We start from the raw sequence: 14268 nt of genomic DNA, 5'->3' as shown, positions 1-14268 counted from the left end.
GAGGCCGCCAGCATTATCGGCCGCGGCTTGGTCACGGGTGGACTGGATGCCGGCCGACTGGTCCGTGCTGAAATCCGCGACCCGAGGGCCCTGGTAGATCTGCGACCCGACGCCGGAGTCGTAGAGGGTCTTAGCGTCGGTCAAACTCTGCGTGAGGCCGGGAATAGCCGGATCCCACGGGGTTTTAGTCGCGACCTGCGTGCTGTTGGTGGTGCTGGTCTGTCCGCCGCCCATTCCCGGCATCGTCAGAGATCCTTCACAAGCGAGACGAGGGGGCGGGCGCGGTAGCCCGGAAACACGCGCTCCCAGCCGGGTCGGCCGCACAGGCGCACGGAAGCCGCGCCGACATGGCGGGCCCAAGCTTCGAAATCGGGGACGACGTGCCGCCAGAGGGCCAAGGCCCGGCCGCCCGCGGCGCGCAGTTCACACGCAATCGAGCCGTCAACCTGACGAGGGAAGTGAGCCACGGCCGCCGCCGGGATGTTTGACGGCACGGTGTTGGCGTTCACGATGATGACGAGGACGCTCGTCCCGGCCATGCAGTCGAGGAACAGCGACTCCGGCGACATGTCACCAACGGACCGCGCGCACGCCCGGCGTAGATGCCCCTCAGCCTGAGGCCAGAGCGTCGCAACGTGCTCCATCGGCACGGGGACGAGGCTGATGCCGAGGCGGGGGGTCGGGGCGTTCACCGTCACCCCCTACGCGGCGTCCGGCGGCGTACCGGCTTCCCGCAGGAAGGTGACGGCGCGACCGCAGGTCGTGATCTGGCTGTTGAAGGTGTCGATCAGCGCGAAGACGTCTGCCGGTGGCGCGCCGGCATCGAGCAGGTCCACAATCTCACCGAGCGTGCCGTGGGTGATCCGCATGGCCGAGCGCAGGGCAGCCCAGGTCTCAGGGACCGAGATGCTGGTGGGCGCGGGCGGCAGGTCGCGAAGCGGGAGGCGGTGCAGTTCGCCCATCAGGCCGCGGCCTGCATCGAGCGTGATCCAACGGACGGCGGCGGGGAGGACGTCAGCGCGGAGCGAAGAGCCTCACGCAGGAACGCAGACACCTTCACGCCCTCGCGGGCAGCGCCGGCCTCAAGGGCAGCATCTAGAGCAGGATCTGCGCGGAAGATCCGGGTTCGACTGAGCCGCTGCTTGTCCATGAAACGCCTCCGTGTCCGTCAACGACAGTAACACGAGAGGCGTTGCGCATGTAATACTAAATCGAATGCCCGTTTGTGATCAGATGTACTTGTTGATTGCTCAATGTTCCGAAGAGCCGTCCGCATTCAATGCGGCCGCTAATCGCGGGAGCTGACCCGTGATGAGCATTGCGTACTCAGTCCCAAAATCGTGCATGTGATTGATAGTATCTGTGTAGATTTTCGCATCTTCAGGGCTAAGGCCCGCCTCTTCGGCCGAAACAGGGGCCGGTAGGGCGTCGTTCACAAGCACTCGAACGGCCGCCCTGATAGCCGTCCGGGTAAAGTGGCTTTTATAATCGGTCGATGACCAATTCATGCTGCCTAATTGGCAGCCTTTGGGGTTCTCGTATCCCTGAATAATTTGGATTGCTGATATAAGCTTGATAATAAACTTCTTAGCGTCTTCACCATCGCCGAACGCCAGTCGCTGGAGAGGATCCGGCTTAAACGAATTCTGAAGCCGGACTTCAGCCTCTTCGCTCGGAGATCGACCGGATGCCTCTGCCGCGGCCTCAAGCTGTTCGCGAAGCCCCTCACGCGTGCGGAACCGCATCGTCGCTGACTTGCGATCTTCCGCAGCCTTTGGAGGCCTGCCCATACGGCGCGGCTGGGTGTGTTCTGTCGCGCTCATTTGTCCGCTCCTGTCCCGTTCCACATATACCGTGACCAATCGCGCCACAAGAACCCTTGCGCAACCGTTCGTCACGCCCTACAACTTTCTGAGCGCAAACGAGCATCGGAAAGTCGAACGGCCATGCCCCAGCCTTCAGCCACCGGCCGCAAGCCTACGGTCGCCGAGGCCCTTCAGGAGATCATGGAAAAGCCGGTGGTCGGCCAGGACGTGGTGAACGTCGTTTTCGACCTCGGGCGGGGCCAGGGATACCGGGTCGCTAAGAACGGTCCGTTCCCGGTCGTGCGGTTCAACGACAAGACGATCCGCTACCCGACGCCGCCGCTGCGTGAAGCCCTGCGCGTCAACGAGCCTACTGCCGCCTAACGAAAACGCCGGCCCCGAGAACCAGGACCGGCGTCAGATCGTAAAACAGCGCATCAGCACCGCTGTAGATAATCGATCTGGTGTTCAGCGCCAAGGGTTTTCGGACCGGCTCCCTACTCAGAGGAGCCTACCGTGACACCAACGACCATCACGAAACCCATCGCCCGTCAGCGGCGCAAATCCGTCCCCACCCGCCAGCCCGAGCTGCCCGTCGAGGATCTGCGGCTGCACGCCGTCCTTAAGCGGGTCGGCAACCCGGCGCTCGCCGCAGTGATTGCTGGCTTGGCCTTCCCTCAGGTGGACACCTGGAGGGCTCGGGCATGATCGCGACCGCAGCCCCCATCCACAACGCGACCATCAACAACGTAACGGTCCGCTTCTTCCGCGGGCCGGCTGATGCCCCCGACATGCCGTGGCATGCCCACGAGGAGCTGTTGGCGGCGCTCGCCCTGCCCCGCGACCTGCGCCGGATGCTGAAGGCCGCGCTCCTGAAACACTGGAAGGAGGCTTGCCACACCGTCGAGGTTGAGGGCGAGCCGGTGCTGATCGCCCCGCACTTCGTCGCGCAGGGCCTGATCGGCATGGCGCAGGATATCGCGAAGGGTGTCACGACGACACCCGACCTTGTTGACCGCGAATATGCCCGTGCCGGCGTCGGCGCGATGAACGCTCTGACCGCGCACCTGCCGGATGCGCAGGATCGGTTCACCTGGGCGATGCAGGCGTTCCGCAATCAGGGAGGCGCAGCATGACGCCTCGCCCGATCCCCGCCAGCGTCCGCGCGCTCCTGCCCCTGTGCGGGGCCCCAAACGATCACGAAGCCCTCGGCGCCTGCCGGGGCATCGGCCGCAAGCTACAGGCCGCCGGCCTCGACTGGCACGCCCTCGCCGCCGCGATCCCGGTTGGGGAGGGTCAGGACAATGTCACGAGCCTTAGCCACCGCCCCCGCCCGTTCAATGACTTCGCCTGGAAACGGGCGTTCACGCCTCGCCAAGAGCAGCAGCACCGCGCCCGCGTGAGGTTCTGCCAGGACCGGGCGTGGCGCCTGACGGAGTGGGAGCGCGGGTTCCTCAACAACGTCGCCCGGTTGCACGGCAACCTCAGCATCAAACAGGCTGACCGCCTCGCCGAGATGACCGACCGCCTCGACATGGAGGTGCGTCGCGCATGCTGAACCTACAGCACGCCGCGTCCTGCCTCCCCGGCGGGCGCGTCATCAGCGGCGGGGTGTCCTTCCAGGGCATCGGGCACCGGACGGGCGACATGTCCGCCCGGCTGCTTCCGGATCCCGACGCACGCAACGGCTACATCGTGACGAGCTTCGCGGGCGACGACCCGCTGATGCTCCGCGACTACGTGGACGAGCGATGCGGGCTGCCTCGTTGGGAGGATCGCACCCGCGAGCGGGAGGAGCGCGTCGACCCGCGCGAACTCGCCCGGCAGGAACGCGCCCGCGAACAGCAGCGCCTTGCCCGTGAAGCCGAAGCCGCGATCAAGGCTGAGCGAGTGCGCCGGATCTGGGATGAGGCCGAGCGCGATCCGAGGAACGGCCTCGTTGAGCGCTACCTGAACCAGCACCGAAAACTAGACCTGCCGGCCTCCATCTGCGGGCACGCGGTGCGCTTCCATCCCCGCGGCCCGTGGGAGAACGAACGCGCCCCGCTGATGCTGTGCGCCCTGCGCGACATCCACACCAACGAGGTGGTTGGCCTGCACCGGACCCGCCTCGATCCCGTGAGCGGCGAAAAGCTCGGCAGGAAGATGCTCGGTCGAGCCAGCGGCGCCGCGATCAAACTCACCGCCGACTCCGAGGTGACGATGGGCCTCGCCTTGGCCGAGGGCGTGGAGTCCGCGCTCGCCGGCATGGTGCTCGGCCTCGTGCCGATGTGGGCCACCGGCGGCGTCGGCGGGATTGCGGCCTTCCCCGTCCTGTCCGGTATCGAGGCCCTGACGGTGTGCGCCGAGACCGGCGCAGCCAGTGAGACAGCGGTGGAGCAAGTCGGCACCCGCTGGAGTGATGCCGGACGCGAGGTGCGGATCTGCCGCCCGCGTCACGGATCCGATTTGAACGATGCAATCAAGGAGGGCCGCCCCTGATGGATGCCCCAAAGCAGCCGGACCTGGACGCCTCCGCGACCGTTCACCCGTTCCGCCGCAGCACGCGTGATGCTGACGCCGATGAAGGGCGCTTCCCTCCGTTCGAGGGGCAGACTGGCGGGGCTGCCGCGCCAATCCGAGCTACCCCGTTCGTGCTGCGTGACCCGAGATCGATCCCACGTCGACAGTGGCTTTATGGGCGACACTACATCCGCCGATACCCCACCGCGACGGTCGCCCCTGGAGGGCTTGGGAAGACCAGCCTCATCCTCGTTGAAGCGCTGGCGATGGCTACCGGGAAGCCCCTGCTTGGGGTGCGCGTCCCCGAACCACTCCGGGTTTGGGTGTGGAATGGCGAGGATCCCCGAGAGGAGATCGAACGACGGCTCGCCGCCGCTTGCATCCACTACGGCATCACGGCCGATGACATCGGCGACCGCCTCTTCATCGACAGCGGACGCGAGATCGAAATCGTCGTCGCTCGGAAGGTTGGTGACGCTGTGACTGTCATGGCCCCGATCGTTGAGGCAGTAGTCTCAGAGATACAGGCCCGGCGGATTGACGTGCTGACGATCGACCCCTTCGTCTCGTGCCATGCGGTGCCTGAGAACGACAACGGCGCCATCGACAAGGTGACGAAGACATGGGGTGGCATTGGCGAGCGGTGCAACTGCTGCGTTGAACTCGTGCATCACGTGCGCAAGGCAGCATCCGGTCAGACCAGCTACGCCGTAGAGGATGCCCGAGGCGGCTCCGCGCTGATAGGTGCGGTGCGCTCGGCTAGAGTCCTCAACGTGATGTCTCCGGAGGAGGCCGAGGGGGCAAGCGTACCGTCAGCAGACCGGCGCCGTTTCTTCCGCGTCGACGACGGAAAGTCGAACATGGCGCCCCCACTTGAGAAGGCGGATTGGCGGGAGCTGATCAGCATCGGCCTCGGCAACGACACTCTGGACGGGCCCGAGGACCAAATTGGCGTCGTCACCCCGTGGACCATGCCCGGACTGTTCGATGCCGTAGAGGTTTCGGATCTTCGTCGAGTACAGACGACGATCGCAGCGGGCGAATGGGCCGAAAGCGTCCAGGCCGGGAACTGGGCCGGCCACGCGATTGCCGAAGCACTCGACATTGATGCGGACACGGCAGGCGGCAAAACAAAACTCAAAGCGCTCCTCAAGACCTGGATCGCCAGTAAGGCGCTGAAGGTCGCCCGGCAGCATGACGCCCGAAATGGCCGAGCGAAGCCCATGATCGTCGTGGGAGAGCCGGCATGAATTCTTTGCCGATCCGCACCATCCGCACCTTGAATATGGAAGTGCGGAAAGGTGCGGAAGTGCGGAACCATGCACCCGCACTTTGCTCCGCACTCCCCTACCCCCCCTTTAGGGGGGGAGGGAGGTGCGGAAGTGCGGGGGCTCGCACTGGGGCTGTTTTCGAGGTGCGGAAATCAGGGGCGTCGCGATGATCCCTGCCGCCGATCGCTGGGGGCCATTCCGCTCCGACCTCGACTCAGCCGAGCGCGTGGCCTGCCTCCGTTGCTTGCGCGCCATCGTCCACCTGTCGACCGGTCCGCGCGGCCAAGTGCTCACCAGCCTCCTGCTGCGGGCCGAGCGGGATGACGCCGCGCTGGAGCCGGCCCTATCCGCCCTTGCCGACCTCGACGCGCTCGATCGACGCCGCGTCTGGGCAAGCTACGCCGCTCTGAACCGTCTCGCCTGAACGGAGACCATGCCGTGAAACAGCTCGAAGCATTGATCGCTTGGACGCCGACGCATTGGGAAGACGTGAAGCCGGATACGGTCGGCAAGGTGGTTGTCGTGCCGTTCCCCGATGAGACCGGATTGTCGAACCTCTACGCGATGACAGGCGGCGCCTGCTACGCCGATCAGCACTCGGCGCCTGAATGGCAGCGCCTCGCGATGCTGTTCATCGACTTCAACACCATCGTGGTCAGGGACGGCATCAACCCGCAGGAGGCACACCGGGCGTTCATAGCGATCGACGAATACCGACTGAAAATCGCCCCTGACCAACAGGGCGCGACCAAGGCGTGACGCTAGCCGCCCTCCCCTTGTCCGCCGCCGCCTGAAAGGAGCCACCATGCCCGAGAACGTAACCTCTCGTGCCGTCGCCGGCCTATGGACGGCCCTACAGAAGCCCTGCATGGGCGGATCCGACAGCGAGGCCGCCGAGATCTACAGGCAGACTGTCGCCTCCGGTTGGGCGAGTTACATCCGGGTTGAGAGCCTGCTGATCGCCACCGATCCCCGACCGCTGGGCTTCGGCGCCCTCACGGTCCGCGAGCTGCTGGTTGCGTTCGAGATCCCATTGCAGTGGACGTACCGGCGCCCGCGGCGTGGTGACGATGGCATGATCGGCGTCGAGATGGTTACGGCCGCCGACCTCGCCCATCTGCTGATCCTGCTGGAAGCGACAGGTTTCACGATCGACCCAACGCCGCTGTGCGAGGCCCTGCGCCCGCAGCTTCGCACCCGCGAGCACCTGACAGCCGCAGAACTGGCGATCTGGTGGCATCCGAAGGAACGGCATCGCTCTGCCCCGAAGGTGCTGGCGACGGGGCCGCGAGGCACATGGGGGACGCCGGGGCACGACCTGATCACGGCGACCGGCTACCGCGCCGATCTGTTCCGCGACGTTGCTGGCAACGCCACCGCCCTCACGGTCTCTGCGCCGAAGTGGCGCCCCGGCCGTCGTCTCGCAGCCTGAGGAGCCGCCATGCCTCGCCTCACCGCCGTCGCTGCCCGCCGCCTCGATAGCTGCCTCGCTCTCGCCAAGCGCGGTGCGACTACGGGCGAGCGCGCCGCCGCAAAAGCCGCAGCCGAACGGATCGCTGCAGCGGCAGGCCTGAACCCTCACCGAGGCGCGGCAGCGTGCGACGACGCAGCGGCCTAAACCGCATCCGAGTTGGACGCCTCCCCCGGGCTGGCAGGGGTGGCCTCACCCGCGCGCCAAGGCAGGCAAACCGAAGCCTCCGACCGTCGCGGATCGCCTGCGCCAGAAGGCCGAGGAAGACGCGGCCGCACGCGAGCGCGCCGCCGCCGCCGACCGCCGGTTCTGGAAGGACCACGCCGACCAGTTCGCATGGGAGGCCGAGCAGCGCGCCGCACAGGCCGAGCGCGACCGAGCCTGGACCGAGAGTCGAGCAACCGCCACCTAGAGGAGGACGAGACATGCCCCGCAAGTATGAGCCCCGCCGTCCAGGCCCTGAGAACCTCCCCGCCGATGAGACGGACATGAGCGAGGCCGTCCGCCACGAGCTTGTGGCTGAGGCCGCCGAGACCTTCGGCGAGGAAGCCGGACGCGAACTGGCCGAGATGCTGCGCGTGCCGTTCGAGGCCCTTCACCCGGAGGCGCGGCCATGATGGTCGAACTGAAGGTTAGCGGTTCCCCCATAGTCGAAAGAGCCACCATCCATGGATAACCCGGGCCTCCCACCATCGTTGTGGAGCGCCCTGGATGGTGGGCTTTGGCACGCGACCTCACCGGCTGGACTGAAGGGCATTCTGCAAGACGGTGAGATCCGCGTCTTCCAAGACCGCTACCTCACCTCACTCTGCAAGATGCTGTGCGGGGTCAGCTTGATGGACTTCGGTGCCTCCGCGTCGAACTTATCGGGGCAGTTTCAGAACTGGTCCGAATGGTTCGGGCGCCAGCAAGATTGTCGAGTTGCGGTTTGGATCGAGATTGATCGTCAGGCCGTATCAAGCAGCTTGCTGAACGCCGAGGAAGCTCGGACCCTTTTGAGCAAAGGCAACCACAGCCGACAGCTTATACCGGGGGTGGAAGCGTGCCATCGCGGCGCGATCCCAGCCAATGCCCTCGCCGGCATCCTTTGCGTGGATCGACATGATCACTCTCGCTTCATGAAGGTGGGCATGGCTCACGCAACAACCTGCATCGGAGAATTCGAGTCCGGCCTACCACCTGCCCCTCCCGAAAGCCCTTTGCTCGCGATCCTGCGGAGGCGCAGCGAGAACTCCACGAAAGGGTCTAGTCGTGAAACCTCATAGCCAGTGCTATCTATCATCCTCCTGTTTTTGCCCTGTTGTTTACAGGACCACTCCGACCGGACGTTAAGCCATGCCCAGCGAGGACACCCACTTTGAGCCCGGCCAGTCCGGCAACCCCGCAGGCCGCCCCCGCGGCTCGCGCAACCGCTCCACGCTGGCCCTTGAAGCCATTTTCGAGGGTGAGGCGGAAGCCCTGTCCCGCAAGGCCATCGAGCAGGCTCTTGCCGGCGATGGCGGCGCGATGAAGCTGTGCCTCGATCGCCTTCTGTCGCCACGCCGGGACCGGTCGATCACCTTCGATCTGCCGACGATCGAGACGGCCGACGACCTGCCGAAGGCGACCGCTGCTCTTCTACGAGCCGTGTCGTCGGGCGAGATCACGCCGTCCGAGGCAGCCGACATCGGCAAGGCGGTGTCCGCTCACATCGACGCCATCACCGCGGCGGACCTGAGCCGTCGCCTTGCCGAGATCGAGGGGATCCGCCGATGAGGCTGCACGAGATCAAGAGCCGCATCGTCCGGCTGGAGCACCAAAACCCGAACCTGAAGCCAGGCCCCCACCGCTACAGCGACGACGAGCTGGACGGGTTGATTGTCGTGCTCCGACAGGCAGTGGCAGGCGAGCCGATTGAGCCCGAGCGCGATGCCTGGGCGGCCGCACTGCTGGCCCGTGAGGGGTTCGGGCCAGGGGAGGCGTGGTTGTGAGGCTGCAGGAGATCAAGGTGCGCGTCGCGAAGCTGGAGGCGACCCGCAAGGCCAACCGCTATGCCGGCATGACCTACGAGGAGATCGAGGCCCTGGCGCAGCAGAAGCTCGCGCGGCTCATTGAGCATTGCGGGAGCTTCGCTGCCGTAGTCGCCGCAATGGAGGCGTCGGGAGAGCCGTCACTTCAAGAAGGCGCCCGCCTGATGGTCAAGCGCTACGGTCACACCCAATCGGTCGCAACTTGAAAACTTGATTTCAAGTCAGCGCCTGCTCGGCAGGCCAAGCGCCTCGCGCGCCTGCGCGTACTGGGCCCGAAACTCTGCCTCCGATGTCATCATTTGTTATCATCGGGCCGCTGTTGATCTGCCCGCCTATATGCTCACGGGCGAGCCGGCCTCATGGCGTGCTCACGCTTCGCGCGTTGCTTAGCGCCAACTCCCGCGCATCAACGATCCGAAGCAGGTGGTTCGCGAGCATGATGATTTCAGCCGCTTCAATAGGATCGTCTAGCGACACCTTCCGATGCGAATGCGGGTTCTTGTACGACCCGACCGCGCCGGCAAAGAGGCTGGCCAGGGCTTCCTTCTCGGCCTCCTGTGCGCCGGGATCGGTCAGCGGCCCTGTATCCTTGTTGAAAGCCCGGCGGATCATCGGCACTCCGTGATCCCCCTCCGCAAACCCCGCTGCCTCGCGCACCCGGATCTCGACCATTTTCATGGCTTCGAAGACTGCCGTAGGGAACCGCCCGCGCAGGTAGAGATCCCAGACAACATCTCGGATTGATGTGTGCAGCACATAGCGTGAGAGGTAGCGAGACGAGAGCGCGCGGCTCGGATCATTGTCTGCGGCAAGCGCACGTCCTTTGCGACCAAGCCTACGACTTAGTGTGTGTTGTTGAATGTTGACAGGGACTAGAAGGGCCTGACCCTCTAGCCAGGCCCATGCCTCGCGGATTGCGGCTGCGACTTCCGGGCCTCTGCCGTTCCATTGAACAGGAGCAACCTGACCACCGATACCGGCAAAACGCACGCCTACTCCGGTAGTGGCGGTGACGAAGGCATAGGCTGTGAGAGCGTCGTGAGGTGGCCAGCGAGAGAGAGCCGGCAACAATCGAATGCCAAGCTCATCCGCTTCCAGTCCGAGCAGGCTCTCGGCATCGGGGAATTCAGGGCCAAGATACATCCTACACCCCCAGGAACTTCGCGCTGCTCTCGGACGGCCGGGCGTGCAGATAGCGCCCCGTCGTCGCCACCGAGGCGTGGCCAAGCGTGGCCTGCACAAGGTGGATGGGCGCCCCGCGATCGAGGCTGTGCGAGGCGTGCGCGTGCCGGAGCCAGTGCGCCGAGACCTCAGGCGGTAGGCCGGCGCGTGCCGCGGCAGCCTTCACGACCCGATGGACCGCGCTTGGGTCGAGGGCCCCGCCCTTCCGCGACAGAAATACGGGTGCTTCGGCCGGCGCCTCGCCACGCAGCGCCGTCAGCACCTTCCACGTCGCGGCCGACAACAGCACCGCCCGCGTCTTCCCTCCCTTACCGAACACCGTCGTTTGCCCAGCCGAGTCGCGAGCCGCGAGATCCCGCCAGCGCAGACCGCAGACCTCGGAGATGCGCAGCCCGCCGCCGTACAGCACGGTCAGCAGCACCCTGTTCCGCAGAACCGACTCTTGCCGGATCATCAGCAGCGCGTCGGCCTCGGCCATGATGCGCTCGGCCAGCGTGTTCTTGATCGGCGGCACCTTCACGGCCGCGCCGATGTTGAAGCGCAGGAACCCGACTTCCTGCGCGAAGGCGAATAGGCTCTTGAGCGCTGCGGCGGTCAGCGCTTTCGTCGCTGAGGATCCGGGCCGGGCCACGATGTAGTCCTGCAGGTCGCTCATGCGTACCGAACCGAGCGGCTTGCCGATAGACGCCATGAATTGGCGAACCTCACGCTCATAGTTCCGACGTGTGTTCGGGCTGGACGATCGAGCCAGCCATAGCCGGATCATCTGCGCGTCGTCGTCAGCTTGCGCCGGCGGCAGTGCCGGCAGCTGCGATATGTCCGGCTCGATGATTGCGGGGAGTGTAGACATCGCGCTCAGTCCCAATCCTGGCTGTCGAGGGAGCAAGCGCCGCCCATGCGCGTGGCGATGGCCGACATAACGTCATCCAGCGTCGCATGAGAGGTCGGAACACCATCGAGGCTGCAACCGAGCTTGGCGACGATCTTGTACGCCTCAGGGTCCGCCGATTGGCTGACCTTCCCGAGATCGCGGCCCAGACGGTCCCGCAGCTCCCATTCCGACTGCGCCTCTGCGACGGGTCTCAAAACGACGTCCATGGCGCACCTCGCGACTAACGCAAGATAAGCACTCTTGTCTTGCGTTCGACACGATGGTGGTTTGTAGCCACTTCCGCAAGCCAGCAGGTACATCAGTCATCAGTTACGTGCTTACGTAATGACGTAGGCACGCACCTGCGCGGGCGTCGCGTGGTGTCAGCCGCCTTCCCGCTCCAGATAGGCCATCAGAGCCGCCTCGATCACCTCTTGGTGGCTAGCGTCGCGGTCGAACGCGAACCGTCTGAGCCGCTGGTATCGAGGCTCGGACAGCCGGAGCGTGAGGGACTTCGTGCGCGGCTCTGCGTCCGATGGCTGACGCGAGGCTGCCACGGGAGTTGGCGCGGCTGCAGGGATAGAAGCGGCCGACGCCTCGCCCCGCTGCGGCACGTCAGATGGCCGAGGCGCGCCTTTCGCTTGGATCAGCCCGTCGAGCGACGGAGGTTGTTTGCTCGCCATGTTCAACGCCCCGCCTTCGCCTTGCTTGCGTCCTTACGCAGTTGCGTCATTACGTACTCAAGCACTTCCTTCACCTCGCGCGCCGCCGTGGTCTCGGGCTCGAACTCCGTCACGGCCTTGCCCGAGATAGCCGCGGTCGGGAAATCCGTCCGATCATGGACGACGGTCGGCGCCAGCTTCCCGTGTTTCGCTAGCGCCATCACGGCCTGCATCTGCAGCCGGGTCCGAGGCTTGGCTTGGGTCAGCACAAATACGAACGGACAGCCGGCCTCCTCGATCAGCGCCAGGGTGTCGCCCACCGCGTCGAGATCGTCGGGAGAGGGGCGAACCGGCACGAGGGCGAGGCTCGCGTGCGCGAGCAGGCTTCGCAGTTCCGGCCGCACAGACGGCGGCGTGTCGACGAATAGGAACTCGATCCCGGCCGCGGCCAACCGTTCGGCCCCGTTCTGAAAATCGGCAACCTCGATCCGCACGAGCGCCGGCTGTGGATCCTCGCGTCGGTTCCACCAGCTCGTAAGCGACCCTTGCGGATCCGTGTCGAGGAGCGCGGTCGCGTGCCCCGCTTGGTGCGTCGCCACCGCGAGGCTGCGCATCAGCGAGGTTTTGCCGGCCCCGCCCTTCTGGCTAGCCACGACGACGACGTGCATCAGTGCCTCATTGCGTGCTTACGTAATGACGTAGATGCGTCAGTCCGTAGTTCGTTGCGGCAAGCTCGGGCGTGAGCGGTTAACAGGCGCTTACCATGTTCCTAACCCGACGCCAGTAGCCGTGGCACGGTCGGGATGTGCGCGAGGCCGGGTGAGCCGTGATGATATGGCCGCCAGGCGGTCGCGCCTTGATCGCGTTTCTGCCCATCAGCCTTCACTGTAGATCTGCCCTTGATGGCTGAGAAACATCCTTGGTTGGTACGCGCCAAGCTGGCGGCGACTGTAGTGCTCTTGATGCTCGCGTTCCTGATCCTCGCGGCGCGGGGGATCGCGCGTCTGCCGTGATCGAGGTAGCCTCGCGGGATGACCGATGCCGATGATCCGAACCGCGAAGCCGTGGAGGCCCTGATCGCGGCCGGCTACATGGTCGAGCGCTTCGACGAGGATCCAGCGCTCTGGCGCGTGAATAGAGAGGTGATGACCGGCGCTGAGCTTCTCGATGAAGCGCAACGGATGGGACTCATGGACGAGTAGGACCAGCCGTCCGAATTTCAGGCTCAAGCCGCGTGTGCCAGCCGCTGCTCGATCCAGGTCTGTGCCGCGTCGAGATCAGCGAAGGTCGACTGAGTTGCGCTACTCACCAGCCCGAAACCTGCCTCCAGGAACCACATCCCGGCTATGTCCTCGTGATAGTCCGAGAGCTGAACCAGCACGGCCGCGAGGAGGCCGTCCGCGAAGACCAACTGGCCGTCGACATCGTAGCTGCCCGTTCCAACCTGCACAGGCTGAAGGCGTAGGGTCATCGGGCCGCCCGCTTCTCAAGCTGAAGGTACGTTGGGTCAAACTCCGAGGCTTGAAGAAGTTCGTCCCACGCCTCGATCACGAGCATCCGGCTCCGGAGCGTGATCAGGGTCCGGCCGCGCATCTCCTGCAGCACGCGGTTGACGTGCACGGGCGTGAGACCCAGCGCATCGGCGATATCGGTCTGGGTAATCGGCATCGGGCAGCGGTGATCGTCAGCCAAGCCCACCGCCTGCAGCTTCAGGTACAGCTCGCAGAACAGGTGCGCGACGTGCTCAAAGGATGAGCGACGGCCCATGCTGGTCAGCCATTCGCGGAAGATCGCCGCGTCGATCAGCGTGTCGCGCCAGAAGGCGGCCGCGAGGCCCGGATGGCACGCCGTCAGCTCCCGCAGGCTCTCGTGCGGGATGAAGGCCACGACGGCTTTGGTCAGTGTGGCGAGGCTGTGATCCATCGTGTGGATGTGCAGGCTCTGCAGGTCCGGGATGTCGCCGGGGATGTGGAACGACAGGGTCTGCCGCTTGCCCTGGCTGAGCATCTTGTACCGGCAGGCCCATCCGTCGAGGATGAGGCAGCAGTGCGTGGGCTGGTCGCCATCGCGGACGATGTCTTGCCGGGCGTCGAGGTTCTGGATCCGCACCGGCAGGCTCTCGATCGCCTGACGCTCGGCATCCGAGAGGGGGGCGATGCTCTCTAGCTTGCGGATGAGCATGGACGTGGCGTGCGGGTCGGGGGCTGAGTTCATGGCGCTCTACCTTGCATCGCAGGCGGAAGCGCGCGGCTCTCCCAGTCGTCGGCGCCCGTATCGCATCAGCCGATGATGTTCCCTACGATAGACTGATGTTACGGCGGCGTTCTGTCATAAGACAGGTTACTGAAGCGCTATCACGCCCGTGATGCTCAGCTTCTGATCGCAAATTGCCCGGACTTCGCAGCGCAGTCACGGCTATCGGCATCGCCTTGGTCGGAACTCCGATCCCGCACCCTTTGATATACGAAGCGGTGAGAGCGAATTTCTTCAAATTC

General features: G+C 65.3%; 24 protein-coding genes and 1 pseudogene. 14 read left to right on the top strand and 11 right to left on the bottom strand.

What is annotated here, in order from left to right; all coding sequences use genetic code 11:
- From MKK82_RS06380 to MKK82_RS06365, 4 genes and pseudogenes are all read right to left on the bottom strand, one after another.
- Positions 1–243 (bottom strand): annotated as a pseudogene (locus MKK82_RS06380) (hypothetical protein); the annotation flags it as partial.
- Positions 244–245: 2 nt separating this feature from the next.
- Positions 246–692 (bottom strand): hypothetical protein, encoded by a 447-nt coding sequence (locus MKK82_RS06375; protein WP_243984980.1) that lies wholly within the window; start codon positions 690–692, stop codon positions 246–248.
- Between the two features lie 9 nt (positions 693–701).
- The gene (locus MKK82_RS06370; protein ID WP_243984978.1) at positions 702–962 is read right to left on the bottom strand and encodes a hypothetical protein; all 261 of its coding nucleotides are present in this window, start codon (positions 960–962) and stop codon (positions 702–704) included.
- A 288-nt stretch (positions 963–1250) separates the two neighbouring features.
- Complete coding sequence (locus MKK82_RS06365) at positions 1251–1823, bottom strand: hypothetical protein (RefSeq protein ID WP_243984976.1); 573 nt, start codon at positions 1821–1823, stop codon at positions 1251–1253.
- 123 nt (positions 1824–1946) lie between these two features.
- On the opposite strand from MKK82_RS06365, the gene MKK82_RS06360 reads away from it, so the two are divergent.
- From MKK82_RS06360 to MKK82_RS33845, 10 genes are all read left to right on the top strand, one after another.
- Positions 1947–2189, top strand: coding sequence for a hypothetical protein (locus MKK82_RS06360; protein WP_243984974.1), 243 nt, complete (start codon positions 1947–1949; stop codon positions 2187–2189).
- 132 nt (positions 2190–2321) lie between these two features.
- Entirely contained in the window at positions 2322–2513 is a 192-nt protein-coding gene (locus tag MKK82_RS06355; RefSeq protein WP_243984972.1) for a hypothetical protein, read from the top strand.
- Positions 2510–2941: a hypothetical protein gene (locus tag MKK82_RS06350; protein ID WP_243984970.1), complete on the top strand. Its 432-nt coding sequence runs from the start codon at positions 2510–2512 to the stop codon at positions 2939–2941. Before MKK82_RS06355 ends, MKK82_RS06350 begins: the two co-directional genes overlap by 4 nt.
- Positions 2938–3363 carry a hypothetical protein gene (locus tag MKK82_RS06345; protein WP_243984968.1) on the top strand — a complete coding sequence of 142 codons (426 nt, stop codon included), beginning with the start codon at positions 2938–2940 and terminating at the stop codon, positions 3361–3363. The genes MKK82_RS06350 and MKK82_RS06345 overlap by 4 nt, the downstream gene beginning before the upstream one ends.
- Before the next feature lie 89 nt (positions 3364–3452).
- Positions 3453–4286, top strand: a complete 834-nt coding sequence (locus MKK82_RS06340; RefSeq protein ID WP_243984966.1) for a toprim domain-containing protein — start codon at positions 3453–3455, stop codon at positions 4284–4286.
- Entirely contained in the window at positions 4286–5557 is a 1272-nt protein-coding gene (locus MKK82_RS06335; protein WP_243984964.1) for an AAA family ATPase, read from the top strand. Before MKK82_RS06340 ends, MKK82_RS06335 begins: the two co-directional genes overlap by 1 nt.
- 187 nt (positions 5558–5744) lie before the next feature.
- The gene (locus MKK82_RS06330) at positions 5745–6002 is read left to right on the top strand and encodes a hypothetical protein (protein ID WP_243984962.1); all 258 of its coding nucleotides are present in this window, start codon (positions 5745–5747) and stop codon (positions 6000–6002) included.
- A 14-nt stretch (positions 6003–6016) separates the two neighbouring features.
- Positions 6017–6337, top strand: a complete 321-nt coding sequence (locus MKK82_RS06325; protein WP_243984961.1) for a hypothetical protein — start codon at positions 6017–6019, stop codon at positions 6335–6337.
- Positions 6338–6446: 109 nt separating this feature from the next.
- Positions 6447–7010 (top strand): hypothetical protein, encoded by a 564-nt coding sequence (locus MKK82_RS06320; protein ID WP_243984960.1) that lies wholly within the window; start codon positions 6447–6449, stop codon positions 7008–7010.
- Positions 7011–7537: 527 nt separating this feature from the next.
- Positions 7538–7666 (top strand): hypothetical protein, encoded by a 129-nt coding sequence (locus MKK82_RS33845; protein WP_279602831.1) that lies wholly within the window; start codon positions 7538–7540, stop codon positions 7664–7666.
- 339 nt (positions 7667–8005) lie between these two features.
- Here MKK82_RS33845 and MKK82_RS06315 read toward each other — a convergent pair whose 3' ends face one another.
- A complete protein-coding gene (locus tag MKK82_RS06315; protein ID WP_243984958.1) occupies positions 8006–8152 on the bottom strand; it encodes a hypothetical protein in 147 nt (48 codons plus the stop codon).
- A gap of 232 nt (positions 8153–8384) precedes the next feature.
- On the opposite strand from MKK82_RS06315, the gene MKK82_RS06310 reads away from it, so the two are divergent.
- Genes MKK82_RS06310 through MKK82_RS06300 form a run of 3 tightly spaced genes read left to right on the top strand, consistent with a single transcriptional unit; the run spans position 8385 to position 9264 of the window.
- On the top strand, positions 8385–8804 hold the full coding sequence (locus tag MKK82_RS06310; protein WP_243984956.1) for a DUF5681 domain-containing protein: 420 nt from the start codon (positions 8385–8387) through the stop codon (positions 8802–8804).
- Entirely contained in the window at positions 8801–9019 is a 219-nt protein-coding gene (locus MKK82_RS06305; protein WP_243984954.1) for a hypothetical protein, read from the top strand. The genes MKK82_RS06310 and MKK82_RS06305 overlap by 4 nt, the downstream gene beginning before the upstream one ends.
- Positions 9016–9264 (top strand): hypothetical protein, encoded by a 249-nt coding sequence (locus tag MKK82_RS06300; RefSeq protein ID WP_243984952.1) that lies wholly within the window; start codon positions 9016–9018, stop codon positions 9262–9264. The genes MKK82_RS06305 and MKK82_RS06300 overlap by 4 nt, the downstream gene beginning before the upstream one ends.
- A 151-nt stretch (positions 9265–9415) precedes the next feature.
- Here MKK82_RS06300 and MKK82_RS06295 read toward each other — a convergent pair whose 3' ends face one another.
- From MKK82_RS06295 to MKK82_RS06280, 4 genes are all read right to left on the bottom strand, one after another.
- Positions 9416–10201 carry a TIGR02391 family protein gene (locus tag MKK82_RS06295; protein ID WP_243984950.1) on the bottom strand — a complete coding sequence of 262 codons (786 nt, stop codon included), beginning with the start codon at positions 10199–10201 and terminating at the stop codon, positions 9416–9418.
- Position 10202: 1 nt separating this feature from the next.
- The gene (locus MKK82_RS06290) at positions 10203–11090 is read right to left on the bottom strand and encodes a tyrosine-type recombinase/integrase (RefSeq protein WP_243984948.1); all 888 of its coding nucleotides are present in this window, start codon (positions 11088–11090) and stop codon (positions 10203–10205) included.
- 5 nt (positions 11091–11095) lie between these two features.
- Entirely contained in the window at positions 11096–11338 is a 243-nt protein-coding gene (locus MKK82_RS06285) for a hypothetical protein (RefSeq protein WP_243984946.1), read from the bottom strand.
- Between the two features lie 458 nt (positions 11339–11796).
- Complete coding sequence (locus tag MKK82_RS06280) at positions 11797–12441, bottom strand: ParA family protein (protein WP_243984944.1); 645 nt, start codon at positions 12439–12441, stop codon at positions 11797–11799.
- A gap of 363 nt (positions 12442–12804) precedes the next feature.
- On the opposite strand from MKK82_RS06280, the gene MKK82_RS06275 reads away from it, so the two are divergent.
- Positions 12805–12975, top strand: coding sequence for a hypothetical protein (locus MKK82_RS06275; RefSeq protein ID WP_243984942.1), 171 nt, complete (start codon positions 12805–12807; stop codon positions 12973–12975).
- A gap of 23 nt (positions 12976–12998) precedes the next feature.
- On the opposite strand, the gene MKK82_RS06270 is transcribed toward MKK82_RS06275, so the two are convergent.
- Both MKK82_RS06270 and MKK82_RS06265 read right to left on the bottom strand, forming a co-directional pair.
- On the bottom strand, positions 12999–13244 hold the full coding sequence (locus MKK82_RS06270) for a hypothetical protein (RefSeq protein ID WP_243984940.1): 246 nt from the start codon (positions 13242–13244) through the stop codon (positions 12999–13001).
- On the bottom strand, positions 13241–13987 hold the full coding sequence (locus MKK82_RS06265; RefSeq protein ID WP_243984938.1) for a Crp/Fnr family transcriptional regulator: 747 nt from the start codon (positions 13985–13987) through the stop codon (positions 13241–13243). The genes MKK82_RS06270 and MKK82_RS06265 overlap by 4 nt, the downstream gene beginning before the upstream one ends.
- Positions 13988–14268: the final 281 nt, after the last annotated feature.

This window comes from Methylobacterium sp. E-046, assembly GCF_022829625.1.
GTDB lineage: Bacteria > Pseudomonadota > Alphaproteobacteria > Rhizobiales > Beijerinckiaceae > Methylobacterium > Methylobacterium longum.
Note: the sequence above shows the minus strand (reverse complement) of the source record. Positions and strands in the feature narration are given on the sequence as shown.

Coding starts and splice junctions, on each gene's coding strand:
- MKK82_RS06370 (WP_243984978.1), bottom strand. CDS start 962: ATGGGCGAACTGCACCGCCTCCCGCTTCGCGACCTGCCGCCCGCGCCC.
- MKK82_RS06365 (WP_243984976.1), bottom strand. CDS start 1,823: ATGAGCGCGACAGAACACACCCAGCCGCGCCGTATGGGCAGGCCTCCA.
- MKK82_RS06360 (WP_243984974.1), top strand. CDS start 1,947: ATGCCCCAGCCTTCAGCCACCGGCCGCAAGCCTACGGTCGCCGAGGCC.
- MKK82_RS06350 (WP_243984970.1), top strand. CDS start 2,510: ATGATCGCGACCGCAGCCCCCATCCACAACGCGACCATCAACAACGTA.
- MKK82_RS06345 (WP_243984968.1), top strand. CDS start 2,938: ATGACGCCTCGCCCGATCCCCGCCAGCGTCCGCGCGCTCCTGCCCCTG.
- MKK82_RS06340 (WP_243984966.1), top strand. CDS start 3,453: ATGTCCGCCCGGCTGCTTCCGGATCCCGACGCACGCAACGGCTACATC.
- MKK82_RS06335 (WP_243984964.1), top strand. CDS start 4,286: ATGGATGCCCCAAAGCAGCCGGACCTGGACGCCTCCGCGACCGTTCAC.
- MKK82_RS06330 (WP_243984962.1), top strand. CDS start 5,745: ATGATCCCTGCCGCCGATCGCTGGGGGCCATTCCGCTCCGACCTCGAC.
- MKK82_RS06320 (WP_243984960.1), top strand. CDS start 6,447: ATGGGCGGATCCGACAGCGAGGCCGCCGAGATCTACAGGCAGACTGTC.
- MKK82_RS33845 (WP_279602831.1), top strand. CDS start 7,538: ATGAGCGAGGCCGTCCGCCACGAGCTTGTGGCTGAGGCCGCCGAGACC.
- MKK82_RS06315 (WP_243984958.1), bottom strand. CDS start 8,152: ATGTCGATCCACGCAAAGGATGCCGGCGAGGGCATTGGCTGGGATCGC.
- MKK82_RS06310 (WP_243984956.1), top strand. CDS start 8,385: ATGCCCAGCGAGGACACCCACTTTGAGCCCGGCCAGTCCGGCAACCCC.
- MKK82_RS06305 (WP_243984954.1), top strand. CDS start 8,801: ATGAGGCTGCACGAGATCAAGAGCCGCATCGTCCGGCTGGAGCACCAA.
- MKK82_RS06295 (WP_243984950.1), bottom strand. CDS start 10,201: ATGTATCTTGGCCCTGAATTCCCCGATGCCGAGAGCCTGCTCGGACTG.
- MKK82_RS06290 (WP_243984948.1), bottom strand. CDS start 11,090: ATGTCTACACTCCCCGCAATCATCGAGCCGGACATATCGCAGCTGCCG.
- MKK82_RS06285 (WP_243984946.1), bottom strand. CDS start 11,338: ATGGACGTCGTTTTGAGACCCGTCGCAGAGGCGCAGTCGGAATGGGAG.
- MKK82_RS06280 (WP_243984944.1), bottom strand. CDS start 12,441: ATGCACGTCGTCGTCGTGGCTAGCCAGAAGGGCGGGGCCGGCAAAACC.
- MKK82_RS06275 (WP_243984942.1), top strand. CDS start 12,805: ATGACCGATGCCGATGATCCGAACCGCGAAGCCGTGGAGGCCCTGATC.
- MKK82_RS06270 (WP_243984940.1), bottom strand. CDS start 13,244: ATGACCCTACGCCTTCAGCCTGTGCAGGTTGGAACGGGCAGCTACGAT.
- MKK82_RS06265 (WP_243984938.1), bottom strand. CDS start 13,987: ATGAACTCAGCCCCCGACCCGCACGCCACGTCCATGCTCATCCGCAAG.